Below are 26,435 nucleotides of genomic sequence, written 5' to 3'. Positions count from 1 at the left end.
GTGATGAAGGGTGACAAAAGTACTAACGGATGTTCGTGAAGCTGTGTTAAAAATAACGAACCAGCTGCTGGATTTAAAACGGCCTTCGAATGAAGATTCCTTGAAAGAGGTGGGCGATGCAGAAAAAATCGGCTACTTCCCAAGGGACTTTGGAATGGAAGAGTGGGATTGGCCGCAGGGAGTTGGACTGCTCGGTTTGAAAAATCTAGCCGGGGATGATGCTTTTCCGGATTATCGTGAATATATTAGGAACTGGGCAGAGGATCAAATTCAGTGCGGTTTACCGCTTAAAAATATCAATACCACTGCCCCAATGTTAACGTTAATGGACTATGAAGAGAGGGAAACCCTAGCTTTGGAATGGGTCGACTGGATCATCAATCAGGCGCCAAGAACAAAGGAAAATGGGCTTCAGCATGTAACCTCTGGCGATACCAAACATGATTTGAAGCTGAATGAAGGACAAATCTGGATTGACACTCTGTTTATGGTGGTTTTGTTCTTAAGTAAAATGGGGATTAAATATGGTCAGCAAGCTTGGATCGATGAAGCGGCTTATCAAGTGAATCTTCATATTGACCATTTGTTTAATCAAGAAGATTCTCTTTTCTATCATGGCTATGATTTTGACAATGACCACCATTTTAGTGAGGCGTATTGGTGCCGCGGGAACAGCTGGTATACCTTAGCTGCCCCGGAATTAATTGAAACGTTAAAAGGCAAACTATCCACTGATGCTTATGAGAAGATGGCGGGTACCTTTAAAGCACAGGTGGACCGAGTAGTCGCCCTTCAGTCTGAAAATGGTTTGTGGCATACGCTGCTTGATGATTCCGATAGCTATACGGAAGTTTCCGGGTCGAGTGCCATTGCGGCAGGAATATTAAAAGGAATTCGTCTTGGATTATTAGACTCAAGCTATATAGCGGTTTGTCGAAAAGCGGTCGAAGCGGTATTGGCTAACATCGCTGAGGATGGAACTGTCTTAAATGTTTCGGCTGGTACGGCGATTGGGAAGGAAAAGGAAGATTATAAGCGAATTATTATTGCACCGACTGCATATGGTCAGGCATTGGCGATTGTCTTACTTTCCGAGGTCCTGCAACATGAGGGTTTGTTAAGCAACTAAACAAAATAGTATAATGATGAAAACAACTTCACGTAGTGGGAGAAGAGGGGAATGCCATGAAACCTACTATTTATGATGTAGCAAAAGAGGCCAATGTGTCGATTGCTACGGTATCGAAAGTTTTAAATAATACAGGCCGGATCAGTGAAAAAACCAAAAACAAGGTGCTGGATATTATGAAGGACCTAGAATACCAGCCAAGCAGTGTGGCTGCCGCTTTAACCGGGAAAAAGACCTTCACGATTGGCGTGCTGGTTCCCGATATCGCGAACCCATTCTTTGCAGAGGTAGCCCGTGCGCTGGAGAATAATGCACGGGATTTGGGTTATTCGATTATTTTATGCAGTACCGATTATCAGCTGGAGCGTGAGCATGATTATTTGGACCTGTTGATTAAGAAACAAGTGGACGGAATTATCATTGCGACCGAGCCAAAGGATGTAAAAAAATTAAGAAACCTTCATGATCAAAACGTCCCTTGCGTTCTGTTCTCGGTCGACCACCTTGCGCTTGATTCACACGTTGTCACGACTGATGATATCAGGGGCGGTTATCTAGCAGGACGTTACCTTTGTCAAAAGGGACACCGGACTTTTGCCGTCATTACCGAACCACAACGAGCGAGCGGCCGGCTGCGTGTAGAGGGGTTTAAAAAGGCTGTTGCTTATGAAGGGGTTAACCCTGCTGACGTTCAAGTGATTGAAGCCAAATCCAAAATAGAAGAAGCGAAATTGGCCGCGAATCAAATTTTTCAATTGAAAGAAAGGCCAACCGCGGTTTTTGCGACCACCGATTTAATTGCTGCTATTTTTATTAATGAAGCACGAAAAGCGGGTGTATCGGTTCCTGATGATATTTCGATTATTGGCTTTGACAATACCATCCACGCGGAAATCGCTGATCCAGGTTTAACCACGATTGCTCAGCCGATTGCAAAGCTGGCCAGCTACACCATTGAACAATTGCTGGATTCGATTGAGGATCCTGGTATGCCTGCGAATCGAATTATGCTTACTCCCACACTCGTTGAGCGGGAGTCAGTGAAAGATGTAAGTTCATAATAATGAAAGCTGACTAACAAGTGTTTCGTCAGCTTTCATTTTAAGAGTTGAGTTAAGCGCTTAACCTTGTTTGTGAAGGATGATACAAAAACAATCATAGATAGAGGTTGCATTAAGAAGCAATCTACTAAGGGGAGGATGTTGAATATGGCATTGACTGTTGGGATTATTGGAGCAGGACGAATTGGAAAGATCCACGTTGATAACTTAAGAGGGATTTCGGAAGTAAGGTTGAAAAGTGTATCCGATGTGGTCATTGACCATCTGGAGGAATGGGCAAAGGAAAAACAAATCGAAGTATTGACGGCGAATTACCAGGATATTTTGAATGATCCAGAAATCAATGCCGTATTCATCTGTTCACCCACCACGACTCATGCCAATTTGATTAAGGAAGCGGCAGCAGCAGGTAAACATATTTTTTGCGAAAAACCGGTTAGTTTTTCGGTTGAAGAAACAGAAGAGGCCCTTGAAGAGGTTGAAGCAGCAGGTGTGAAGCTGCAGGTTGGTTTTAACCGCCGCTTTGATCCTAATTTCCGCAAGATTCGCGAGCTAGTCCAAACGGGTGACATTGGCGTCCCACATATTTTAAAAATCACCTCACGTGACCCAGAACCACCAGGAATTGATTACATAAAAACATCGGGCGGACTGTTCATGGACATGGCGATTCACGATTTTGATATGGCGCGCTACATCATGGACAGTGAAGTCGTTGAAGTGTTTGCAAATGGAGCGGTGCTGGTTGACCCGGCGATTGGTGAAGCAGGCGATATTGATACAGCGATTATTACCTTGAAATTTGCGAATGGTGCGCTGGGTGTGATTGATAACAGCCGCCGCGCTGCTTATGGATATGACCAGCGTCTGGAGGTTTTTGGGGATCAGGGTGCCGCACAAGCTGAGAATAATCGTGCGAATACGGTGGAGATTTCTACGGCTCAGCATGTTTCAAAGGAAAAACCATTGTACTTTTTCTTAGAACGCTATACGCAGGCTTATATTGATGAAGTGAATGAATTTGTAACGGCTATTTTGAAAAATCAAGAGGTTATTTGCAGCGGATATGATGGATTGCAGGCGGAGCGGATTGCGAAGGCGGCTAAAGAGTCGCTCGAGACTGGGGCACCGGTGCAGCTTCAGAGTGCCGGTCAGTCGGCTGTGATTTTGTAGTCTGTGGTTGAAATAAGTTTGACGGTTATACTAGCTCTAGAATAAACAGGAAAACAGACGGAATTATTAAGTAAACCAATGGAAATAGCTAGAACCGTCAGGGGTTATGATTCTACTAAGAGAACAACGGAGGGAGAAGCGATATGTTTCAGGATGTGAAGCTGGCGATTGCGCCAATCGGTTGGACCAATGATGATATGCCCGAGCTTGGCGGAGAAATAACCTTTGAGCAATGTGTCAGTGAAATGGCCCTTGCGGGATTTTCTGGCAGTGAGGTCGGCAATAAATATCCGCGTAATACCGAGGTATTAAAAAAGGCATTAGGATTACGTGGGCTTGAAATTGCCAGTGCCTGGTTTAGTGCCTTCTTAACCTCGAAGCCATTTGAGGAAACCACCCAAGCCTTTATTGAACACCGGGATTTTTTACATGAAATGGGTGCAAAGGTCATTGTGATATCTGAACAAGGCAACAGCATTCAAGGACAGATGGAGACCCCCTTGTTTGATGAGAAACCTGTTTTTACGGAAGAAAAGTGGAAGCGTTTGGTTGAAGGACTGCACCTGCTTGGAGACCTTGCCGCTGAAAAAGGGATGAAAATTGTCTATCACCATCATATGGGAACAGGCATCCAAACCGCTGAGGAAATTGACCGCCTAATGGCAGAAACGGATCCGGATAAGGTCTCACTTCTGTACGATACAGGCCATCTTGTTTTTTCAGGAGAAGATTATCTGCAGGTACTACATAAACATATGAACCGTATTTTTCACGTGCATTTAAAAGATGTCCGCCTGGATGTCGCTAACAAGGTCCGTGAAGAGAAGTTGAGCTTCCTTCAAGCAGTCAAACAAGGAGTATTCACCGTTCCTGGCGATGGAGCCATTGACTTTAAACCCGTTTTTGACGCATTAGAAGCATCTGGTTATAAAGGCTGGTTTGTCGTAGAAGCGGAACAAGACCCGGCCATTGCCAATCCTTTGGAATATGCTTTAAAAGCGAGAAACTATATCGCTGAACAAAGCGGGCTGTAAAGGAAATGCGGGGACGGTTCTCGTGCTTCTTTTTTGAAGCGGTAGGGCGGTCCAATCGGTGCGCCCTATTAGAACTTGGTACTTAAATAAATAGATCATGGAAGGAAGAGAAGGATGACAACTAACAAAGCTAAAATGATTTTAGAAAAAGATTTTAGAATCTCTGAGATTGATAATCGCATTTATGGTTCCTTCATAGAACATTTAGGCCGTGCCGTATATGGCGGTATTTACGAGCCAGGGCATCCTCAGGCGGACGAAAATGGATTCCGTCAGGATGTAATCGAAATGGTAAAAGAGCTTCAGGTACCATTAGTCCGTTATCCCGGTGGGAATTTTGTTTCCGGTTATAACTGGGAAGATGGGGTAGGCCCTGTGGCACAGCGTCCGCACCGCCTGGAATTGGCGTGGCGTACGACGGAAACAAATGAAATTGGAACGAACGAGTTCATGAAGTGGGCCAAGCTGGCAAACGCTGAAGTGAACATGGCTGTAAACCTCGGAACCCGCGGCATTGATGCTGCAAGAAATTTAGTAGAATACTGTAATCATCCGGGAGGCTCTTACTATAGTGACCTGCGAATCTCTCACGGTGTAAAGGATCCTTATGGGATCAAGACTTGGTGTTTAGGTAACGAAATGGACGGTCCATGGCAAATTGGTCACAAGACTGCTGTTGAATATGGCCGGATTGCTCAAGAAGCTGCAAAAGTAATGAAATGGGTCGACCCAACTATTGAGCTAGTTGCCTGCGGAAGCTCAAGCCGTACGATGCCGACTTTTGCAGATTGGGAGGCCACTGTACTTGATCATACGTATGATCATGTTGAATATATCTCTCTTCACCAATATTATGGGAATCGTGACAATGATATTTCTAACTATTTAGCTCTTTCCCTTGAAATGGATGATTTCATTCGTTCTGTCATTTCAATTGCCGACTATATTAAAGCCAAAAAGCGCGGCAAAAAGAATATTAATCTTGCATTTGATGAATGGAATGTTTGGTACCACAGTAATGAGGCAGATCAGAAGATTCAGCCATGGAGTATTGCTCCTCCGCAGCTTGAAGATATTTATACGTTTGAAGATGCTTTATTAGTTGGTTGTATGCTGATTACCATGTTAAAGCATGCGGACCGATTAAAGATTGCTTGCCTTGCTCAATTAGTGAACGTCATTGCTCCGATCATGACTGAAAATAACGGGAAGGCATGGAAACAAACTATTTTCTATCCCTATATGCATGCTTCTGTTTATGGTAGAGGTGTTGCATTAAATCCGATTATTTCAAGTCCAAAATATGATAGCAAAGATTTCACGGATGTTCCGTACTTAGAATCCACTGCCGTTTATAACGAGGAGAATGAACAGCTGACGATATTTGCCGTAAACCGCCATTTACAAGAAGGGTTGGAATTAGAGGTGGATATCCGAAACTTTGAAGGCTATGAAGTGATGGAACATACCGTTCTTGAAAATGATGACCTAAAGCTTACCAACTCAGCAGATGGAACTCCTGTTGCACCACATTCCAATGGGAATGCAAAGTCAGAAAATGGCCGAGTTTCAACCGAACTTCCGAAGTTATCATGGAATGTAATCCGGTTGGCAAAGCGAAAGTAAAAAACTGGGTTCTCCTATCTTTTCTAGCACCAGATCGAAAGGATAGGGAAACATTTTTTCAATTGTTCAAATACATTTCAATAAAGGAGAATATAAAATGGAAACACGTTATGCGAACCATCCTGAGGAGATTAAAAGATATACAACAGATGAATTACGAAAGCATTTTTTAGTAGATACACTGTTTGAAGCCGATCAAGTGCATTTAACTTACACACATGTTGACCGGATGATCTTTGGCGGGGTAACCCCTGCAAAACAAGAATTAGCAATAACACTGGATAAAGAGTTAGGGGTTAATTATTTCTTGGAACGGCGTGAAATGGGGATTATTAACATCGGCGGAGATGGAGTTGTCTCCCTCGATGGTGTGGAATATGACATGATCCGCTATGACGGCTTATATGTTGGAAAAGGGACGGAGGAAGTGTTATTCCGTTCAAAGGACGCTGCGAATCCAGCAAAATTTTATATTAACTCAACTCCTGCCCATCATAAGTATCCAACAGTGAAAATTGACATTCATGAAATTAAACCGCTTGAAGCAGGGGCAAACGAGACATTAAATGAACGGAAAATCCATCAATACATCCATCCGAATGTCTGTGAAAGCTGCCAGCTTCAAATGGGCTTGACGATGCTTTCTCCTGGAAGTGTGTGGAATACAATGCCTTGCCATACTCATGAGCGCCGCATGGAAGTATACTTCTATTTTAATATGGAGCCAGATACACGTGTATTCCACTTTATGGGAAAGCCGGATGAAACAAGACATTTAGTGCTTAAAAATGAACAGGCGGTGATATCACCGAGCTGGTCGATTCATACTGGAACGGCAACAAGTAACTATACGTTTATTTGGGGGATGTGTGGTGAAAACATCACGTATGATGACATGGATCATGTGAAGATGGAAGATTTAAAATAATAGATTTCCTAATTGGATAGAGGTGATAACAATGAATTTAGGGGTAAGAGGTCATGATTTTAAGAAACGTCCGTTAAATGAATTAACGAGAGTAATGGCTGATAAAGGGTTAAACTCTGTTCAGCTAGTCTTAAAAAAATCTCTGGATGTTAATTCAGATTTGGGAAGCTTAAGTCCTGGCTTTGCCCATCATATCCGAAGAGCGTTTTCCGCAGAAAATATCGATATTGCCGTGCTTGGCTGCTATTTTAATATGATTCATCCTGATCAAACGGAAAGAAGATATGGAATCGAGCGATTTAAAGAGCATATCCGCTATGCCAGGGATTTTGGATGCAGTATTGTTGCCAGCGAAACGGGTAATGTTAATGCTGAAATTATTTATACAGAGGAAAATTTCAAAGAAGAACCATTCCAAGAAGTAGTAACAACTGTACGCGAATTAGTTGAAGAGGCTGAAAAGTTTGGAGTGATTGTAGGAGTAGAGGCTGGGGTGAATCATCCGGTCTATTCCCCGAAAACACTTAAAAGACTGTTAGATAGTGTGCATTCCAATAATCTCCAAGTTGTTTTTGATCCAGTTAATTTCTTAACGATCGATAACTACCAGCATCAAGAAGAAGTTTTTCTAGAGGCACTGGAGCTATTTGGGGATAGAATGGCCATTTTCCATGCTAAGGATTTTATCGTTGAGGGTGACAGGGTCATCACGACAGCGGTTGGTAAAGGACTATTAAACTACGATTTCTTATTTCCTTTAGTTAAAGCTAAGAAACCATTTATTCAAATCATAATGGAAGAAACGGAAGAGCCGTTTATTGAAAGTAGTTTAATGTATTTAAGAGAAAAATATGAGCAGGCATGAATAGTAAAGGAGATGGGACAAAGATGCAATCATTATTTTCATTAAAAGGAAAAGTAGCGCTTGTAACGGGAGCCAGCCGCGGTTTGGGGCAGGGAATGGCTGTTGGGCTTGCAGAGGCAGGTGCATCTGTTATTGGGGCGGGAATGAGTGATATGTCCCAAACTCGAAAGCAAATAGAGGCTGTTGGGGGAGTTTTTTATGAAATAAAGGCCGATTTGTCTAAGCATGGTGCTGCTTCCCAACTTACAGCGGATGCCCTTTCCGTTTTGGGACAAATTGATATTTTAGTAAACAATGCTGGTATTATCCGCCGTGATGAAGCAGTCAATACCCAGGATGAAGATTGGTATGATGTGATCAATGTCAACCAGCATGCAGTTTTTCAATTATGCCGGGATATCGGAAAACATATGATTGAAAGAGGATCTGGAAAAATTATCAATATTGCTTCGATGCTTTCGTTCCAAGGTGGAATGCGAGTTCCTGCCTATACGGCAAGTAAGCATGCGGTTGCTGGTTTAACGAAATCATTTGCCAATGAGTGGGCGGGTAAAGGGGTAAATGTAAATGCAATCGCACCTGGTTATTTTGAGACCGATAATACTGCACCCATTCGGGAAAATGCTGATCGCAACGCTTCCATTACCGCCAGGATCCCTCAAGGCCGCTGGGGCAGACCGGAGGATTTAAAAGGCGCTGTGGTGTTTCTTGCTTCGGATGCATCAAACTATGTAAATGGCCATATATTATGCGTCGATGGCGGCTGGATGAGCTCCTGAGGGATTTAAAAAAGGGTCTGACCCCTTTTTTGGTCTGGATTAGGTTAAGCACTTTCCTAAACATAATTAAATGGAGGAGAAAAGGTACTATTTAGGTTTTATTTTAAAAATATTATAAGAGAAAACTAGTTTAAGAGGGGAGAGGACCTAAGAGTGAAAAAATTAACGAAGCATCTTTCAATTGCCGCATTGTCTCTGCCGTTGCTTTTAAGTTCCTATAATGGAAGTAAGGTGAGTGCAGCTGCAAATCTAAAGCCACAATCGGAACAAACTGCTCTTCCAATGAACGTATATCCGGCAGCACAGCCATCTTGGGGGTATTTTGTAGATACATACAAAAATAATAACTCCGCCAATATGACGGTCGATTCAAATCCGACCATTGGGGTGCTTTCTGAATTTAATAAGTTATGGGCTCCCGGTCCTACTTGGGATACAGGGACTAAACTGAACAGCGCTGTGCTTGATGCCAACATTCAAAAGGTACTTGACATTACAAGCAGCCGTACTTCCAGCCAAGAGGATGCAGCCTATTTCGATGAGCGTCGAGGTCAAAGCTACAGCGTCATCGATGGACTTGGTTCACTAACTGATGTCTATCGTGAGAACGCCGGGGCGACAACAACTATCAACAGTATCCCGGCAGATGCTGGGACTGTAGTATATAACGATGGGGGAACTGATGCAGGACTTACTAATTCCAATCTTGGTAACATCGTAAATCTGGTAAAGACTTTGCGCGGCAACTATTCATCCACAACACCGGCTAAGAATTACTATAGTTATATGCGACCGTTTCGCTGGACCAGCCCTGACATTGTCGTTCCGTCCATTCGTTCTTCTATAGACCCTGATCCGAGTAAAAATGGCGGGTTCCCGAGCGGCCATACCAATGCAGCTTATCTTGCTTCTCTTGCGATGGCTTATGCCATCCCGGAACGTTATCAGGAAATGCTTACGCGTGCTTCAGAGCTTGGGAACAACCGGATTGTTGCCGGTATGCACTCTACCCTTGACGTTATTGGCGGACGGGTGATGGCGACTGCACTGGCAGCGTCGATTCTGTCCGACCCAGCCAATGAGGATCTGAAGAAGGCGGCTTATGACGAAGCTCAAACTAAATTGTTAACCCAAACGGGTACAGCGGTAGATCGCTTTGCAGATTATGCCAAGAACAAACAGGATTTTACGCAACGATTAACCTATGGATTTGACCAGATTAACTCAAGTACAAAACCAATGGTTGTTCCTAAGGGAGCAGAAGTCTTGCTGGAAACACGTCTGCCGTATCTTGACAGCACTCAGCGCCGCTGGGTTTTAGCTACGACTGGCCTTCCTTCCGGCTATCCCGTACTTGACGATCCTGAGGGATGGGGGAGGTTAAATCTTTTCGCAGCAGCAGATGGCTATGGTGCTTTCGTCCAAGACGTAACGGTGGCGATGGACGCCTCCAAAGGCGGTTTCAATGCATTCGACCATTGGCGCAACGATATTTCTGGTACAGGAAAGCTGACCAAAAAGGGGACAGGTACGTTAATGCTGCAAGGCCAGAACACTTACACCGGTGGTACAGTGATTGACCAAGGCATACTAGAAGGGGATACTGAGACAGCTTTTGGCAGCGGGGATATTGTGAATAACGGAGGCACACTTAAAGAAAATGTTTCTGGAAAATTGGTCATAGGCGGAAATTACACACAATCTAATCAGGGAACGCTTGAGCTCACCCTTGATAGTCCAAATGATCAGGTTGATATTGAGGGCAAGGCCACCATCAATGGAAAATTACGTCTGGACTTTTCTGATAATAATGTACCTGCTAATGAGTTAACGCTCATAAACTATGACAAGAATGAACTTAAAGGAAAATTTTCTTCCATTGAGGCCGTGGGTTTACCAAGCCAATACAATGTAAAGGTTATCTATAAGTCCAACAAAATCCAATTAAAGGTCATAAAAAAATAGCTAGTTCAAAAAAGACACAGGGACGGTTCTTATGCTTCTTTTTTCTGATTAATGGGAGCATGAGGACGTATTTTATGCTCCCATACACTTGAGAGCAGTCCAGTAAGTAGCGTTGCCAGGGGACAGATAAAAGGGAGAGAACAAGTAGAGTTGTTAATCTAGTGAAATTTATAAAGAAATGCAATGGCATCAAAATCTTATTCAAATAAAATAGCAAGCACTTCTTATTAATAGAATATTACAGGGTCAGTCCGTTTTTATCTGGGACTGACCCTGTTTTTATGTCTATCTGAATGGGAAGTAATAACTTGGCAATGATCCGAAGAAGCATATGTCATTAACATGCTCAAATCCGGGCTAGGTTGAGGGAGGAAATGTTTTTCTAGAGCTCTATTAAATAGGGCAGCTCTCGACATTTATTTCACGCAATTGTGGTAACAAATTCAGCAATGACGTGGTTAATATTGTTTTTAAACAAATGTTTAATTAGTTGAGAAATAAAGGGAATTGACGAGAAAAGTGTTGGTTGAGTCGATAACAATAGAATTTTCCGGGAAATTGAAGTTTTATTTATGAAGTATTCTAACCTTGCTCGACAATCTTTTTACTAATATTGAAGGATAAATTAAGCGGGATGAACATTTCGGCTTTTTTAATTAAACGTTTGATTAGTATAGCATATAGGGAAAGGGGGCGAAACGCTGTCGATTCGCCATTCTTTTGCTTCTCAAAGAAGCATGAGGACGGTTCTTGTAGCGGGCAATAAAGAAATTTTGCGAAAGATCTTACCTATTAAAATAACTTTTCACGAAAAAAATTCCGAATGTACCCTTAAAGAACCATTCCCCCAGCTTATAGTTTTAATGGAAAAACCTTAGAGATAATGGAAAAACTAAATCACATTTTATGCATACATTGACGGGGCCCACCGCTCAGAATAAGATGTGAGAAAAAAGAGCCCAATGGGAATGAATGACAGAAAAAACTCGGGTCATAAATTTGGCAGCGCTATCATTTTGGGTTTGACGCAGGAAAAGGGGAAGCATGCTTACATAAGCTTCAATATAAAAAATAGACAGAGGGAGAGGAGAAACAATGAAAAACATGAAAAAGGGCTATTGGTGGCTGGTTTTCTTTTTATGCATCTTGATTGTGGGGTTATCACCTAACACTAGTTATGCCAAACAGCCAGAATCATCTTATTGGTATCCCGAACAATTATTGAACTGGACACCAGAGAACGATCCGAATGCTGTATTTAACCGAAGCCAAATCCCATTAGGCAAACGGGATGTGCTGTACAAGGTCAATGACCATGCCCAGTCAGATGCAAAGTTAGTGGCTTTGTCTGCACTCAACCCCACAACAAGCGGTGTACCTTCACAAGGCGGGAAAGAGTTTTTGGCAAATACCTTCAGTTATTGGCAATACGTTGACTTAATGGTGTATTGGGCGGGTTCTTCCGGCGAGGGAATCATCGTGCCGCCAAGCGCGGACGTCATTGACGCGGCCCATAAAAACGGCGTACCCATTTTAGGAAACGTTTTCTTTCCGCCGACTGTATATGGCGGTAAGGTGGAGTGGCTGAACCAAATGCTGGCTCAGCGGGAGGATGGCTCCTTTCCTGCTGCCGACAAGCTGATTGAAGTTGCACGCTATTACGGATTTGATGGCTGGTTTATTAACCAGGAAACCGAAGGCGGAAATGCTCAAACGGCTCAAAAAATGAAGGATTTCCTTGTCTATCTTCAGCAGCATAAGTCAGAAGGCATGCAGATCATGTGGTATGATTCGATGACGAAAGATGGGAAGGTTAGCTGGCAAAATGCGTTGAACGACAAAAACTCAAGCTTCCTACAGGACGGAGGGTCACGTGTTTCTGACAGTATGTTTTTAAACTTCTGGTGGCGCAACCAGCAGTCTTCTGCTGCTAAAGCCCAGGAACTTGGCAGAAGCCCGTATGATATTTTTACCGGGATTGATGTGGAAGCAAATGGGACAAGTACAAATGTTGCTTGGGAGGGGATTTTCCCTGAGGGCAAAGCACCATTAACCTCTTTAGGAATTTATCGTCCGGATTGGGCCTTTAAAACGGCTTCCACGATGGAGGAGTTTTACCAAAAGGAAAATGAATTCTGGGTTGGTAGGTCTGGAAATCCGGCATCCACCAGCAATAACGGAACTTGGAAAGGGATGGCCAACTATTTTGCTGCTAAAACGGCCATTCAGGAACTTCCTTTTGTGACTCATTTTAATACAGGAAGCGGCAAGTTTTTTGCAACAGATGGAAATACGGTAAGCAAACAATCTTGGAATAACCGCAGTCTTCAGGATATCCTTCCGACTTGGCGCTGGCTGAAGGAAGGCGGACAATTGGTTGACGTCAATTTCGATTGGGATACGGCTTATAATGGCGGCAGTTCGTTAAAGCTTTCTGGAACGATTGAAGCGGACAACCCTACACATATCAAGCTTTATAAAACCAATCTGCCGATCCAAAAGGATACGGAAATCTCGTTGACTTACAAAACAGATATGAAAAAACCAAACATGAAAGTAGGAGTCAGCTTTACGGACAACCCAAGTCAATTTGTGTTTTTTGATGTAAAAAAACTAACGGACCAACCGTGGACGACTGACACTATTAAACTTAAAAAATACAGTGATAAAAAAATCGCGGCCCTTTCTCTTCTTGTTGAGAGTGACAAGGATGTGAAAGATTTTACGACCAATATCGGAGAAATCAAGATTTATAATAAACAGGAAAAACATGATTCCATCGATGCTCCGACTGAGGCAAAGGTCAATAAAGTGGAGTACAACAAAGGAATCTACGCGGATGTCCCGCTTGCATGGAAGGCATCTGATTCTGATGTGAGCCACTATGAAATTTACCGGAAGCTGCCGAACAATGAAAAAGAGTTTGTTGGCGCTACCCCTAACCAGGTTTATTACCTATCCAAGTTAAAGCGCAGTGGTAAAGAAAGCAGCACGACATTGGAAATTGTTGCAGTGAGCAAAGATTTCAAACGCAGTGAGCCAACGGCTGTTACGTTCGATTGGCCCGCGTATCCAAAGCCTGAGGCTGATTTTAGTGCGGATAAAACGGTAGCGGCTCCAGGCCAGGAAATTCACTTTATTAATAAGTCATCTGAAGTAACGGAAGAATGGGAATGGCAGTTTGAAGGCGGCACTCCAGCTGTGAGCCATGAGGAAAATCCGGTCGTCACCTATGATAAAGAAGGCGTCTACTCGGTGACCCTCATTGCGAAAAACAGCGAGGGCGAGAGTGTCCTCGCTAAGAAGGAAATGATCACCATTTCTGAAGCGGCCAAGGACATTAAAAATGTGGCATTGAACAAGACCGCCATTGCCAGCGGACAATGTTCTCCGACTGAGGCGGCGAAGTTCGCATTCGATGGCAAGGTAACGGATAACAGTAAATGGTGCGCCTTGGGGAATCCTCCTCATTGGTTACAGGTCGATCTTGGCGGCCAATATGCCGTTTCCAAGTTTGTCATTCGCCATGCAGAGGCGGGCGGGGAGCCAGCAGCCTTTAACACTCAGGCATTCCGAATTGAAGTAAGTTTGGATGGAGTAAATTGGACAGAGGCGGTGAAGGTGATTGATAACACAGCGGCTGTTTCGGAGCACAGCGTCACTTTTACAAACGCGCGGTATGTCCGTTTGTTGGTTGACAAGCCGACTCAGGGCGGCGATACAGCTGCGAGAATATATGAATTTGAAGTACATGGATATCTCAATCCATAGGGTCTTAAGGAAGCAGGGGAAGGTTGCTTGGAAGCAAGAGAACCGTCCGAGACCTGTGAAAAACTTAATCCTATATATACGATTTATATATGAAGAGATTGTCATTTAAGGAAATTAAGTAGGTTTTTAGAGGAAAACAGTAAAGAAGAGAGGATACAATTGCTGCTATCCTCTTTAAATTTACTGCTATCGCCGTCAATTTTGCCTGTATGGACATACTTAATAGGTCATTCTAAAATACCCTTTATCTCCGTAAACCTCTTCAATAATGTTCCAAGAATAGCAGCTTACACATCAATTTGGGTTCCTTTGCAGGTCTTCCAAAAGAGTCTTTAGGAAAAAAGTGGAAAAAACATTGTAACTTTTCCCACTTTTTTAAATTCGTAAATTTTAAAGGTTGACAACGCTTTTATTTGAATGATCACCTTTATTACCATTTTCTCCTAATTCATCTGGTGTTTTCAATAATGGAGTTAAAATGGCACTTATAATATAAAAACCTGCATAGATGAATAAAACACCTTCTGCTCCAAGTGGCTTAAAGAACAATCCTGCAATGGCAGGAGCTATAAACGTACCTAAACCAGCCCCTAAATTTAAGATAGACATTGCAGCTCCTTTATTATCTGGTGCGAGTAGAGGGAAAAGTGCTGATAATGGAACATATCCTGCCATTGTCACACCGCATAAGCTTAACACGAAAGTCATGATTAAATAATTATGACCTACCATTTGGGGAGTAAAGTAAACAAGTACCAGAACAACTGCGTATGCTACTCCTCCAACCCATTGGATTGTATTTCTCCATCCGATTCGATCTCCAAGAAATCCAAAGAACAGGTTAGCAAAAATTGCTACTGTAAATACTGTAGACCACATATGCAGCCATTCTGTTGTGGAGTAACCAAATTGGGCAAGATAGATAGGCATAAATACAGCAAGTCCATATTGTGCTAATCCATTAACAGTTTTTACTATAAGTCCTAAAGAGATTTGTTTTCTTTTTAAAATTGTTATCCCTTTCATTAGTTCGTTTAATTCAAATTTATGGATTTCAGATTCTGGTACTTTATCTTTATTAACCAAAATACCCACTAAGGAACCGATTACAACAAAAATTAGCCCTGTCCATAAAACGTTAATATGCCCGATTGCAGGTATAGCAACTGATGAGTAATAAGGTCCTATAACGCTTAGCCCTAGAGAAAACATAAACCAGAACCAACCTACTGCTGTACCTCTTATTTTTAACGGTGAGCTGTAATTAATCCATGTCAGGAATGAATAAGCAAATAAAGGATATCCAAGACCTCTTATTGCATAAAACGGTAACATGGTAGCAAAGTTCAACTTATAAATTCCTAACCCAATAAAACCAAGACTTCCAAGTATGAAAGCGATTAACCCAAAGGACATTGTTTTCCGAGGTCCAAGTGTTTGCACTAATACTCCAGAGAACCAGGCAGCAATCGCAACTGTAATACCGTAAACAGTGAGTAAAAGGGAGGCGTCTTCAACGCTCATCCCTCTTGAAACTAAGTATGGTGAAATCCATGCTTGTTCCACACCGTCACCGATCATAAATATAGTAAGACCTATATAACCCCATAATAAGTTTTTTGGTAATCCAATCTTATTCAGCATCGCAAACCTCTCCTTTAGATACTAGATTGTAACAAGATTATCTGTTTGGTTTTTTATTAAACTCAATAATAGCTGTTGGGCTTCCAGTGCATTTTCGTTTTGAATTATTTTTTCAATGTTATCTAATCCATAATTTTCTAAAAAGGCATCTAGCGCTTTGTACATTTTAATATTTTGCTCACATTCTTTTACAGGATCTTCACGAATTGGGAATGTATCAAAATAAATAAGTCCCTCATAGTTATATTTTTTCGCATAATAGATAAATTCAAGTGTTTGAAGTAAATGAACAGTTCCAAGCATTAATCCATCATCATTATCGTTATAACCGTCATTTAAATGAAATCCCATTACTCTATTTTTTCTTGCTGCTAGAGCTAGTGAATAAGCTGGATTCTCTTTTCTCATTAGCATATGGCAAAAATCAAGCGTAACTCCTAAGTTAGGTGAACCTACTTCTTCAAGCACCAATAATGTAGTGGAAATATCACCTACTAAAGAGAAAGCTCTTGGTTGATATGGCTTATATTCAAAACTAATTTTACTATCAGGATATGCTTGAGTTATTTGCTTTAAAGCATCGACAACTTTATCTAGTGCCTTTTCATAATCCAATTGAAATGGATAATCAAACCCATCGTTCGCAAGCCAAATAGTAGTAACATCCCCGCCTAAATCATTGCATAATTGTACAGCTTCCATTGTAGTTGCAATTGCTTTTTCCCTAATACTTTCATCTGGATTGGCAAATTCACCGTAAGTATAACTACCTGAAAATCGCAAGGCAATTCCACTTATCTTTAGATTTGTTTTCTCCAAACTATTTTGGATCTCTTCAACTGTCACTCCGTCAAAATGTTCAGGGTAATTGAGCTCAACGTGAGTTAGTCCCTTAACAGTTGCCATTCTGGAGATATAATCCACTGTGGTCAATGATTTACTGTCCACATCTTTAAAGAAGATTTCCTTTTTTGTCTTAAAAGAATTTAATCTAGTTGAAAATTTCATAATAGCACTCCTCTTTGTTTTTATCGGAAGGAAGGTTTAACTTAAACCGATTATAAGATTAATTTTACTAATTAGTAAACAAAAATAAAAAACTTGACTGAAAATATTTATTTTCAATGAATTTACCTATGTATATTTTACTTTCGGTAAAATAAAAATAAAATATTTTTTTGGAACCGCTTATTTATTATGGTATAATGAACTCAGCTCAGAAGGAAGGTATAACGATGAAATCCAATAATATAGAGGGAAAAGAAGTAATTTTATATGCTCGAAGCATTGCTCCGTCGCTTGGTAAAAAAGAAAAACTAATAGTAAATTTTATAAGCAATCAATATCAGGAATTAGCAAAAATGACAATTAGTGATCTTGCGGCTCATCTCAATGTAAGTGAATCAAGTATTACTAAAGTATGTAAAAAACTTAAATGTGAAGGATTTTATGAGTTAAAACATGTGATAGCTGATTTCTTGAAAAATGGAGAAACTGCGATCAATGATGAAATGCAAGAGGATTTTGAGTATGAAGATGATAATGAAACGATATTAGAGAAAGTCTTTTTTAATTCAATTGTTGCACTACAAGATACATTAGCTGTCATTAACCGGCAAGAGCTGAGTAAAGCAGTAAGTGCGTTAAAAAGCATTCAATCTAAAGGAAAGTTAGTATTAGTAGGCAGCGGTGGTTCGGGTGTCCTTTGTGAAGATTTTCAACATAAATTATTAAAAATCGGTATTTTTGCAATATTTTATAGAGATTCACATATGCAATTAATGGGCTCGTCACTATTGAAAAAAGGAGACGTAGTTTTAGGTGTATCTCACTCAGGTACTTCTAAAGATGTGATCAATATTTTCAAACTAGCACAAGAAAATGACTCAACTACCATTTGTGTTACAAATCATGTTAAAAGTCCAGTTACGGAATTTTCAAATATTATTTTGCATTCTTCTGCCCGTAATTCCCCTATTACAGGTGAAAATGCTGCTGCAAGAATTGCTCAATTAAATATATTGGATGTTTTATTCACAATTTTAAGCTTGAATCAGCAAAATTTATCTTATGAAAACCTATTAAAAACAAAAGAATCGGTTATATCACACCGAACTTAACATCTGGAGGGATATAGAGTGGAATCAAAAAATGTAGTTGTTATTGGTAGCTTAAATTATGATATTATTGTCAAACAACAGCGTATGCCAAATAAAGGTGAAACATTTGTTGCTGATGAATTGGTTCAAAGTGCCGGAGGAAAAGGTGCCAATCAAGCAGCTCAATGTGCAAAGCTAGGATTGCCAACGATCATGGTTGGTAAAGTTGGGGATGATCGTTTTGGTGAAGCTTTAGTTGGTTCATTAACTGCCTTTGGGGTTAATACTTCTTATATAAAAAAACAGGGCTCAACCGGCATAGGTGTAGTTCATGTCATGCCGGACGGAGATTATTATAGTACCATAGTTAAAGGAGCTAACCATCTAATTACAGTAAATGATATTGATGAAATTTCTCATTTGTTTGATTCCACTGCTTATATAGTCTTACAACAAGAGATTCCTGAAGAAGTTGTAGAATATATTATTGACAAATATAAAAAAGATAACTTAAAAATAGTTTTAAATAATGCTCCTGCTCGTAAAATAAAAAATGCTATATTAAAATCTGTTGATATATTAGTTGTAAATGAAACTGAAGCAGCCTTCATGTCAGGGAAAACGATCCAATCTTCTGTTGATGCAATTGGGGTTGGTCAAGAAATGCTTCCTCAAACTGGTGGTATGGTTGTTATTACATTGGGAAAAGAAGGATCCGTAGTGATAACTGAATCTTACAGTGAGTTTTTTCCCTCAGAGAATGTTCATGCTGTCGATGCTACAGGGGCAGGAGATTCTTTTATCGGAGCACTCATCTATGCTATGTCAGAAGGATCCTCTATTGATCAATGTATGAAATTCGCTACTCATGTAAGTGCCATAACAGTGACAAAAAAGGGTGGACAAGATTCATTTCCAACCAAAAGTGAAATTTTTCATACTGAAGTTGTATGATGAGGATGGCCGGGGGAGCAAGGTGACGGTTCTTGTCGCAATATCGAAAGCGAAACTAAAAAAAGCGACTACAGCATGTTAAGAATTTTTAAAGAATAATAGGCTATTATTAAGATAATCATTTTCAGACCCCCTTTTATAATATTACTGGATGCCCTCAAGGCTTGTTCTCGGACAGCCTTGAGGGCAATTTTTTTGTACTTCAAGTGGATGTTGTAAGTATCTAGAAAAGAAGAAGAGTCCCCCAAATCATGATAAGGTCTTCGACACTTTTTTAAGCTTAGGAAGCTAGAAATCAAGGGTTGGCCCCCTTAGTAATTCGTCCTTAATCTCGGGAGCAGGGGAGGTTTGATTGGAAGCAAGAGAACCGTCCCCTTGCTTCATGGAGGCTGCCCCCATTTTTCATGAACTATTTTTAGAAACACTGGAAAATCCATAGGACTTACGAGTAATCTATTGCTCCATTTTCTTGGATTGTTAAAATGAAATCAAAGTAAATGACAGCGTTTTCGTTTTGCTATTTTAAGAGAAAGCAGGTAAGAGTCCATGAAGAAAACAGCGCATATTATTTCACACTCCCATTGGGACAGGGAATGGTATTTGCCTTTTGAAAAGCACCGTTATTACTTCATAAAGCTGATGAATGAAATGATCGCTCAGTTTAAAGAAGAAGGAAATGCCTTTCAAGCGTTCCATCTTGATGGCCAAACCGTTCTTTTGGAAGATTATTTTGCTGTACATCCGGAGAACAGGGAGATTGTCAAACAATTAATCGAAGAGAAAAAACTGCATATCGGACCGTGGTATGTACTGCAGGATGCCTTTTTAACAAGCTCTGAAGCAAATGTCCGAAACCTGCAAATCGGTTTACATGATAGCAAAGCCTATGGGCATGTCTCAAAAATTGGTTATTTTCCTGATACCTTTGGCATTTATGGGCAGGCGCCTCAGCTTTTAAAGCAGGCCGGAATTGATACAGCTGCCTTTGGAAGGGGCGTCAAACCGACCGGGTTTAATAACACCGTGTCAGATGCTCCCGAATATGAATCACCTTATTCCGAGATGATTTGGTCATCACCTGACGGCTCCACTGTATTAGGCATTCTTTTTGCCAATTGGTACTCCAACGGAAATGAAATCCCGGTGAACGAAGAGGAAGCAAAAAAATTCTGGGATCAAAAGCTGCGTGATGCAGAAAAATATGCGTCCACCAATCAGTTATTGTTTATGAACGGATGCGATCACCAGCCGCTGCAAAAAACGATTCCGCAGGCGATTGAAACCGCATCTGCTCTGTATCCTGAATACACTTTTAAGCATTCAAGTTTCGATGAATATACAGAAGCTTTAAAAGAAGCTCTTCCTGAGAAGCTGCAGGTCATTGAAGGCGAATTGCGCAATCAGCGGACCGATGGCTGGTCGACGCTAGTCAATACGGCATCCAGCCGGATTTATTTAAAGCAATGGAACAACCACTGTCAAACCATTTTGGAGAAAATCGCTGAACCACTCGCCAGCATGGCCTTTTTAGCAGGCGAAACGTACCCAAGGGAATATCTTCGCTTCATGTGGAAATCATTGATGAAAAATCACCCGCATGACAGCATTTGCGGCTGCAGCGTGGATGAGGTGCACCGTGAAATGGTTACCCGCTTTGAAACCGTTTCGCAAATGGGAGAGGTATTTGTCCAGGAACAGGCAGCAGAGCTTGCTGGAAAAATTGATACCTCGAGCGAACCGGAGGGCGGAATTCCTCTTGTTGTTATGAATACAACGGGATGGACCAAAAACGAAGTCGTCACGAAAACAGTCGATCTGGAGAAGGTGTATTTTTCCCAAATGCATTTCGAACAAATTCCAGTCTATTTACAGGACAAAGAGATGCCGGCCTACAAGCTGGTGGATCAAGCTGGCAAGACCATCGAATTTGATTTAGAAAACTCAGTGGTTGAGTTTGGCTATGATTTACCGGATGACAAATTCCGCCAGCCGTTTTTTGCTAAGCGGGCCAAGCTAAGCTTCTTTGCAGAAGATATCCCAGCATTTGGTTACAAGACGTTCTATCTTGTTCCGTGTCAGGAGTCTGCCGGGCAGCTTAACGGACACTCGGCCGATGATAGTCTGGTCATGGAAAATGAATATGTACGCATCCAGTTTCATGAGGATGGCACCTATGATCTTACGAATAAAGCAGCCGGTAAGACCTTCTATCGTCTCGGAATTTACGAGGACACAGGGGATGTCGGAAATGAATATATGTTTAAGGAAGCAGAAGGACAGGATCCGATTACAACAAAGGGGGTTCCGGCCGAGTTTCGTTTTATTGAAAAAACAGCTTTGCGTACGGAGCTTGAATTTACGCATACCATCACGATCCCAGTATCAGCGGACGATCAATTAGCGGACGAACGGAATCGCTTGATTTGGCACAAGGAAAGAAAGTCGGGCCGATTATCTGAAACTTGCGTCCTCATGCTGCGAACCGTTGTGACGCTTGAAAAAGGAATGAAGGGTCCTGCTTTTAAACTGACCATTGACAATCAAGCTGCCGATCATCGCCTGCGTGTTCTGTTCCCAACCGGATTGCAAACCGAGAAACATCAGGCGGACAGTGCTTTTGAGATTGCGACCCGCCCGAATACGCCGGAAAAAGAATGGGAGAATCCTAGCTTCTGCCATCATCAGCAGCGCTTCTCAAGCCTTTCGGATGGAGAGATAGGCTTAACCGTGGCCACAGATGGCCTTCAGGAATATGAAATCCTGCCAGCGGAAGGAACGATTGCCCTCACCGTCCTTCGTTCCACTGCAGAGCTTGGCGACTGGGGCTACTTCCCGACACCAGAGGCCCAGTGCCAAGGGATCCAGACAGCCGAGTGGCAGGTGTTCATGCATGAAGAGGATGTGGTTACGTCAAAAGCATTTGTGGATGCTTATCAATATAAAGTGCCGCTTCAGGTGATCCAGACAAGCGCTCATGAGGGAACATTGCCAGCTGACCATCAGTTTGTGAAGTGGGAGTCTGAGGGCCTTGCGTGGTCATCGATGAAAGTGGCGGAAGAATGTGATGACGTGATGATCCGCTGGTTTAATCCGGCACCAGAAAGTCTTAGCCTTAAGGCATCCATACCTGATTTTTTAATTTACAAGAGCACGATACTTGAAGAACAAACCAATGAGTCTAGTAATCAGTATGATGTCGCTGGCTATGAAATTATTACACTAGGTTTTCAACCAAACAGATAGGAGAGGGAAAAATGACAGCCGTAATTCCAAAATCGATGCAAAAATTAATCCAGCATGTGAAGGAATATTTTCCTGGGGATGAAAAATTACACACTATGTTTGAACAATGCTTTGTTAATACGTACACAACGACGTTGAAAAAATTAGAGGATGGAAAAACATTTGTCGTCACTGGAGACATCCCTGCAATGTGGTTAAGAGACTCTGCTGCCCAAGTACGCCCTTATTTGATTGCGGCGGAAGAGGATGTGGAGCTGGCCGATTTACTTGAAGGGGTTATTCGCCAGCAATTCGCTTTTATCTTACATGACCCTTATGCCAATGCCTTTAATGAAACGGCGAATGGCAAGGGGCACCAGAGCGATCTCACCCAGATGACGCCCCATATTTGGGAACGGAAATATGAAATTGACTCCTTATGCTATCCGATCCAGCTTGCCTATCTATTTTGGAAGTCAACAGGACGGACAGCTTATATAAAAGAAACGTTCCAAGAGGTGCTCGAGACGATTATCCAGGTTTGGAGGACGGAGCAGGATCATGAAAACCAGTCTCCTTACCGGTTTGAACGGGCCGATGTGCGCCAATCGGATACTTTAATCCGCGAAGGAAAAGGGGGGCGGGTTGTCCCAACCGGAATGACCTGGAGCGCGTTCCGTCCAAGTGATGATGCCTGCACCTACGGATACCTCGTTCCAGCCAATATGTTTGCAGTTGTCGTGTTAGGATATGCGGCGGAAATCTGTGACGAGGTGTTGAGGGATTCTTCCTTAAAAGAAGCGTGCTTACAACTTCGTGAGGAAATCAGGCAGGGGATTGAACAATATGCAAAATTGGATCACCCGATCTATGGCGAGATGTATGTCTATGAAACAGATGGGGAGGGTCGAAGCCAGTTAATGGATGATGCCAATGTTCCAAGTTTGCTGGCAGCCCCTTATTTAGGGTACCTGCCATTTGATGATCGGACGTATATCCATACACGAAAGTTCCTTTTGAGCAGGGATAATCCGTACTATTACGAAGGAAAGTATGCCAAGGGCATCGGCAGCCCGCATACGCCGGACCACTACATTTGGCATATCGCCCTGGCCATCCAAGGGATGACCTCGACGAGTGAAGAGGAAAAGCAGCAGATATTAGCTTATTTTAAAAACACAGATGGCGGTACGAATTTTATGCATGAAGGTTTTAACGCCGACGGCCCTGAGGAATTTACAAGGGACTGGTTTGCATGGGCGAATACGATGTTTAGTGAATTCGTGCTAAGTCTGACAGGGAAAGCAGTCAAAGGCAGTCCGCTTGATCAACAATTTTTGAAAATGAATCAAGCGTAAGTTCATTTTGATCGATGATTGGAAAGGTTGGTACCATTATGGAAAAAAGTTCAAGGATCATCGGTGTTTGTGAGTGGATCTGGAGGGCAATCACAGCAAATGTATGCTGGATTGTCTTTACCGCTTTGGGATTAGGGGTGTTTGGCTTTTTTCCTGCCACTGTGGCCCTTTTTACGATTGTCCCGAGATGGCTGAGGAAGGATACCGATCTCCCTGTTTGGAAGACGTTTAAGCAAGTGTATTTCAAAGAATGGAAGCGAAGCAATGGAATAGGCCTTGTTTTTTACAGCATTGGCCTGTTTCTTTTTATCGATATCAGGATTACAGAGGGTTTTTTAACAGGTGTGTTAGGCAGTTTTATTTCGCTTATTCTTTACCTTTTAGTGATCATCCTATTATTAGCGGCAGGCTATTTCTTTGCCATCTATGTCCATTATGAGTATTCCAATAAGGAATATATCAAGCAGTCCTTTTTCATGACATTGACCAGTTTGCCTTTCAGTTTATTGATTGGAATCGGGTTAATGGTGATTGGCTATTTGATTAATCGGTATCCAGGCCTTATCCCGTTTATTTCTGCGGTGGCTCCTGCTTATTGGATGATGAGGATTTGTCTTAGCCGGTTTACTCAATTGGAGAGGGTATATGGTTAGTTATTGCTGTTGAGTATAGCTGTGATACGAGGCGGGGCAATTCCTGTAATATGAAGGAACTGCTGATAATTACCGCAAAACTGCTGATAAACTCTATAAAATGCTGATAAATTTTAAAAAACTGCTGAAAAACTAAAAAAAACCGCTGATAAATCTATCACCCTATTTATTTAGAGTAAAAAAATACTCACATTCACGCCTTTTTGTGTTTAAACATAGCTAAAAAACATCTGCAACACTAAATCGACTACAATCTGGACAAAAACAGGGGGGATTACAAGTGGAACTATACTTTAAGGGAGACACATCTTCTATAGCAGAAGGACTGAAGCTGCTATCCAACCGATTCAATATTCAGCTTTCTACTGACGGTTATCCGATTCAAGTGAGAAATCAGCAAGGGCCGTTAAGGGCTGCAAATAAAAGTGGCCAAGGGGAGATTTCGTTTGAAAAACCGATTCATTTTTTCCGGGCTTTAGGACTGTGGCTTGAGCATCTTCAAAAAAGCAATGAATTCGATTTAACAGAAAACCCTCAATTTACCATGAGTGGTGTGATGCTTGATGCGTCGAGAAATGCCGTTCCGACCGTTACGGAAGTAGAGAAGCTGCTCCAGCGGATGGCGGTGATGGGATTAGACACCCTGATGCTCTATACGGAGGACACGTACGAGGTAAAGGAATATCCGTATTTTGGCTATATGCGGGGAAGGTATACGTTAGAGGAGTTACGAGCATGTGATCAATATGCCGAAAATCTCGGGATTGAAATGATCCCTTGTATTCAAACACTAGGCCACTTACGGGAAGCTCTTAAATGGAATTATGCTCAAAGCTTCAAAGACACAGATGACATCTTACTCGTTGATGAGCCCAAAACGTATGAGTTTTTAGAGAGCTGTCTAAGAGCAGCCTCAGAGCCCTTTCAAACGAAGCGGATTCATATTGGCATGGACGAGACCTTTCAGCTTGGCTTAGGTAAGTATCTAGAAAAGCATGGGTTTGAAAACCATGTTGATCTGATGAATCGGCATCTCCAAAAGGTGGTCTCGATTACCGATAGGCTCGAACTGAAACCGATGATTTGGAGTGATATGTATTTCCCGCTGTTTGCGGAAAACAGCCCCTATAAAGATGACAGCGGCAGCATTCGGAAGGATATTTTAGAAGGAATCCCGGATGTGGAGCTTGTTTATTGGAACTATTATCGAAACGAACAAGATGTATATGAACGGGATTTTCAAAACCATAAGCTTCTCGGTTCTTCGCCAATTTTTGCCGGCGGGGCTTGGACGTGGAATGGACTAGCGCCGAACTATGGCAAGGCGATTGCCACAACCGAAGCGGCACTGGCTGCCTGTAAACAGGAAGGAATTAAGGAAATCTTCGTAACCTTGTGGGGGGATAATGGGGCAGAAACGCCGTTTGCGGCTGCCTCTCCGATCCTGCAATTATTTGCCGAGCACACCTATCAAAAGGAAGTGTCGATTGAAAAGGTGTCAGAGCGTTTTGAATTTTGCGGTGATGGACATTTTACAGATTTTATGAATTTAAAACGATTGGATGAAACACCTGGTGTCATGAAGGATAACATGAATTCCTCGATGACGTCGAAAGTGCTGCTCTACCAAGATAGTTTAATCGGTTTATATGATGAGAACGTCCGCGGACTTGCTTTAGGAGAGCACTATCAGCAGCTGGTGCCCGTGTTTGAAAAAGCCAAGCAGGAGAATCCGGCATGGGAAGGCTTGTTTGATTTATATGAACAACTGGCGAGGGTTCTCGCTGACAAAGCGGAAATCGGCATCAACATCCTAGAGGCATATCGAAATTCCGATGATGAGCAAATGAAATCCATTCTTAGTACCTTGGATCGAATCCAAGCGAATGTTGATCTTTTAAGGAAAAAGCACCGAGACATCTGGTTTGCAGCGTACAAGCCATTTGGCTGGGAAGTGATCGATATTCGTTATGGCGGCATCCTAACTCGGATTGATTCTGTCAAATACCGAATTAAGGAGTGGCTCGAAGGAAGGATTTCCCGGATAGAGGAATTAGAAGAAAAACGCTTGCGTCATGATGGGCCATGGGAAATGGTTGACGGAGTGGCAGGCGGCAATGTGTATCACCGGATCGTCACCGCAGGAAACTTTTCATTATAATAACTAGTCCTAA

18 protein-coding genes are annotated in these 26,435 nt (G+C 42.0%); 16 read left to right on the top strand and 2 right to left on the bottom strand.

What is annotated here, in order from left to right; translation table 11 throughout:
- Positions 1 to 10: 10 nt before the first annotated feature.
- The 10 genes from J7E81_RS25760 (at position 11) to J7E81_RS25715 (ending at position 14,331) form a co-directional block, all read left to right on the top strand.
- Positions 11 to 1,129 carry a glycoside hydrolase family 88/105 protein gene (locus J7E81_RS25760; protein ID WP_215046867.1) on the top strand — a complete coding sequence of 373 codons (1,119 nt, stop codon included), beginning with the start codon at positions 11 to 13 and terminating at the stop codon, positions 1,127 to 1,129.
- A gap of 56 nt (positions 1,130 to 1,185) precedes the next feature.
- Complete coding sequence (locus tag J7E81_RS25755; protein WP_215046865.1) at positions 1,186 to 2,190, top strand: LacI family DNA-binding transcriptional regulator; 1,005 nt, start codon at positions 1,186 to 1,188, stop codon at positions 2,188 to 2,190.
- A gap of 147 nt (positions 2,191 to 2,337) precedes the next feature.
- Positions 2,338 to 3,363 (top strand): inositol 2-dehydrogenase, encoded by a 1,026-nt coding sequence (iolG, locus tag J7E81_RS25750; RefSeq protein WP_374104100.1) that lies wholly within the window; start codon positions 2,338 to 2,340, stop codon positions 3,361 to 3,363.
- A gap of 143 nt (positions 3,364 to 3,506) precedes the next feature.
- Complete coding sequence (gene iolE / locus J7E81_RS25745) at positions 3,507 to 4,397, top strand: myo-inosose-2 dehydratase (protein WP_215046861.1); 891 nt, start codon at positions 3,507 to 3,509, stop codon at positions 4,395 to 4,397.
- Positions 4,398 to 4,511: 114 nt separating this feature from the next.
- Positions 4,512 to 6,023 (top strand): arabinosylfuranosidase ArfA, encoded by a 1,512-nt coding sequence (gene arfA, locus J7E81_RS25740; RefSeq protein WP_215046859.1) that lies wholly within the window; start codon positions 4,512 to 4,514, stop codon positions 6,021 to 6,023.
- A 97-nt stretch (positions 6,024 to 6,120) separates the two neighbouring features.
- Complete coding sequence (gene kduI / locus J7E81_RS25735) at positions 6,121 to 6,951, top strand: 5-dehydro-4-deoxy-D-glucuronate isomerase (RefSeq protein WP_215046857.1); 831 nt, start codon at positions 6,121 to 6,123, stop codon at positions 6,949 to 6,951.
- 31 nt (positions 6,952 to 6,982) lie between these two features.
- Complete coding sequence (locus tag J7E81_RS25730) at positions 6,983 to 7,816, top strand: sugar phosphate isomerase/epimerase family protein (RefSeq protein WP_215046855.1); 834 nt, start codon at positions 6,983 to 6,985, stop codon at positions 7,814 to 7,816.
- 23 nt (positions 7,817 to 7,839) lie between these two features.
- A complete protein-coding gene (gene kduD / locus J7E81_RS25725; RefSeq protein WP_215046853.1) occupies positions 7,840 to 8,595 on the top strand; it encodes a 2-dehydro-3-deoxy-D-gluconate 5-dehydrogenase KduD in 756 nt (251 codons plus the stop codon).
- Between the two features lie 153 nt (positions 8,596 to 8,748).
- Positions 8,749 to 10,560: an acid phosphatase gene (locus tag J7E81_RS25720; RefSeq protein WP_215046851.1), complete on the top strand. Its 1,812-nt coding sequence runs from the start codon at positions 8,749 to 8,751 to the stop codon at positions 10,558 to 10,560.
- A gap of 1,095 nt (positions 10,561 to 11,655) precedes the next feature.
- The gene (locus J7E81_RS25715; RefSeq protein ID WP_251028885.1) at positions 11,656 to 14,331 is read left to right on the top strand and encodes an endo-beta-N-acetylglucosaminidase; all 2,676 of its coding nucleotides are present in this window, start codon (positions 11,656 to 11,658) and stop codon (positions 14,329 to 14,331) included.
- Positions 14,332 to 14,721: 390 nt separating this feature from the next.
- Here the strand turns inward: J7E81_RS25715 and J7E81_RS25710 are convergent, their stop codons facing one another.
- Both J7E81_RS25710 and J7E81_RS25705 read right to left on the bottom strand, forming a co-directional pair.
- Entirely contained in the window at positions 14,722 to 15,975 is a 1,254-nt protein-coding gene (locus tag J7E81_RS25710) for an MFS transporter (protein WP_215046849.1), read from the bottom strand.
- A 21-nt stretch (positions 15,976 to 15,996) separates the two neighbouring features.
- Complete coding sequence (locus tag J7E81_RS25705) at positions 15,997 to 16,983, bottom strand: sugar phosphate isomerase/epimerase family protein (protein ID WP_215046847.1); 987 nt, start codon at positions 16,981 to 16,983, stop codon at positions 15,997 to 15,999.
- A gap of 227 nt (positions 16,984 to 17,210) precedes the next feature.
- Between J7E81_RS25705 and J7E81_RS25700 the strand changes: the two genes are divergently transcribed.
- From J7E81_RS25700 to J7E81_RS25675, 6 genes are all read left to right on the top strand, one after another.
- Positions 17,211 to 18,095 carry a MurR/RpiR family transcriptional regulator gene (locus tag J7E81_RS25700; RefSeq protein WP_215046845.1) on the top strand — a complete coding sequence of 295 codons (885 nt, stop codon included), beginning with the start codon at positions 17,211 to 17,213 and terminating at the stop codon, positions 18,093 to 18,095.
- Between the two features lie 18 nt (positions 18,096 to 18,113).
- The gene (locus J7E81_RS25695; protein WP_215046843.1) at positions 18,114 to 19,028 is read left to right on the top strand and encodes a ribokinase; all 915 of its coding nucleotides are present in this window, start codon (positions 18,114 to 18,116) and stop codon (positions 19,026 to 19,028) included.
- A gap of 546 nt (positions 19,029 to 19,574) precedes the next feature.
- Complete coding sequence (locus J7E81_RS25690; protein ID WP_215046841.1) at positions 19,575 to 22,271, top strand: alpha-mannosidase; 2,697 nt, start codon at positions 19,575 to 19,577, stop codon at positions 22,269 to 22,271.
- Between the two features lie 11 nt (positions 22,272 to 22,282).
- Entirely contained in the window at positions 22,283 to 23,608 is a 1,326-nt protein-coding gene (locus tag J7E81_RS25685; RefSeq protein ID WP_215046839.1) for a glycoside hydrolase family 125 protein, read from the top strand.
- A gap of 38 nt (positions 23,609 to 23,646) precedes the next feature.
- Complete coding sequence (locus J7E81_RS25680) at positions 23,647 to 24,261, top strand: YesL family protein (protein WP_215046837.1); 615 nt, start codon at positions 23,647 to 23,649, stop codon at positions 24,259 to 24,261.
- Positions 24,262 to 24,541: 280 nt separating this feature from the next.
- Positions 24,542 to 26,422, top strand: a complete 1,881-nt coding sequence (locus tag J7E81_RS25675) for a beta-N-acetylhexosaminidase (RefSeq protein ID WP_215046835.1) — start codon at positions 24,542 to 24,544, stop codon at positions 26,420 to 26,422.
- The last annotated feature ends 13 nt before the right edge of the window (positions 26,423 to 26,435 follow it).

Source organism: Bacillus sp. ISL-18 (assembly GCF_018613415.1).
In the GTDB taxonomy this organism is placed as follows: Bacteria; Bacillota; Bacilli; order Bacillales; family Cytobacillaceae; genus Neobacillus.
This window is presented reverse-complemented; position numbering and strand designations above follow the sequence as displayed.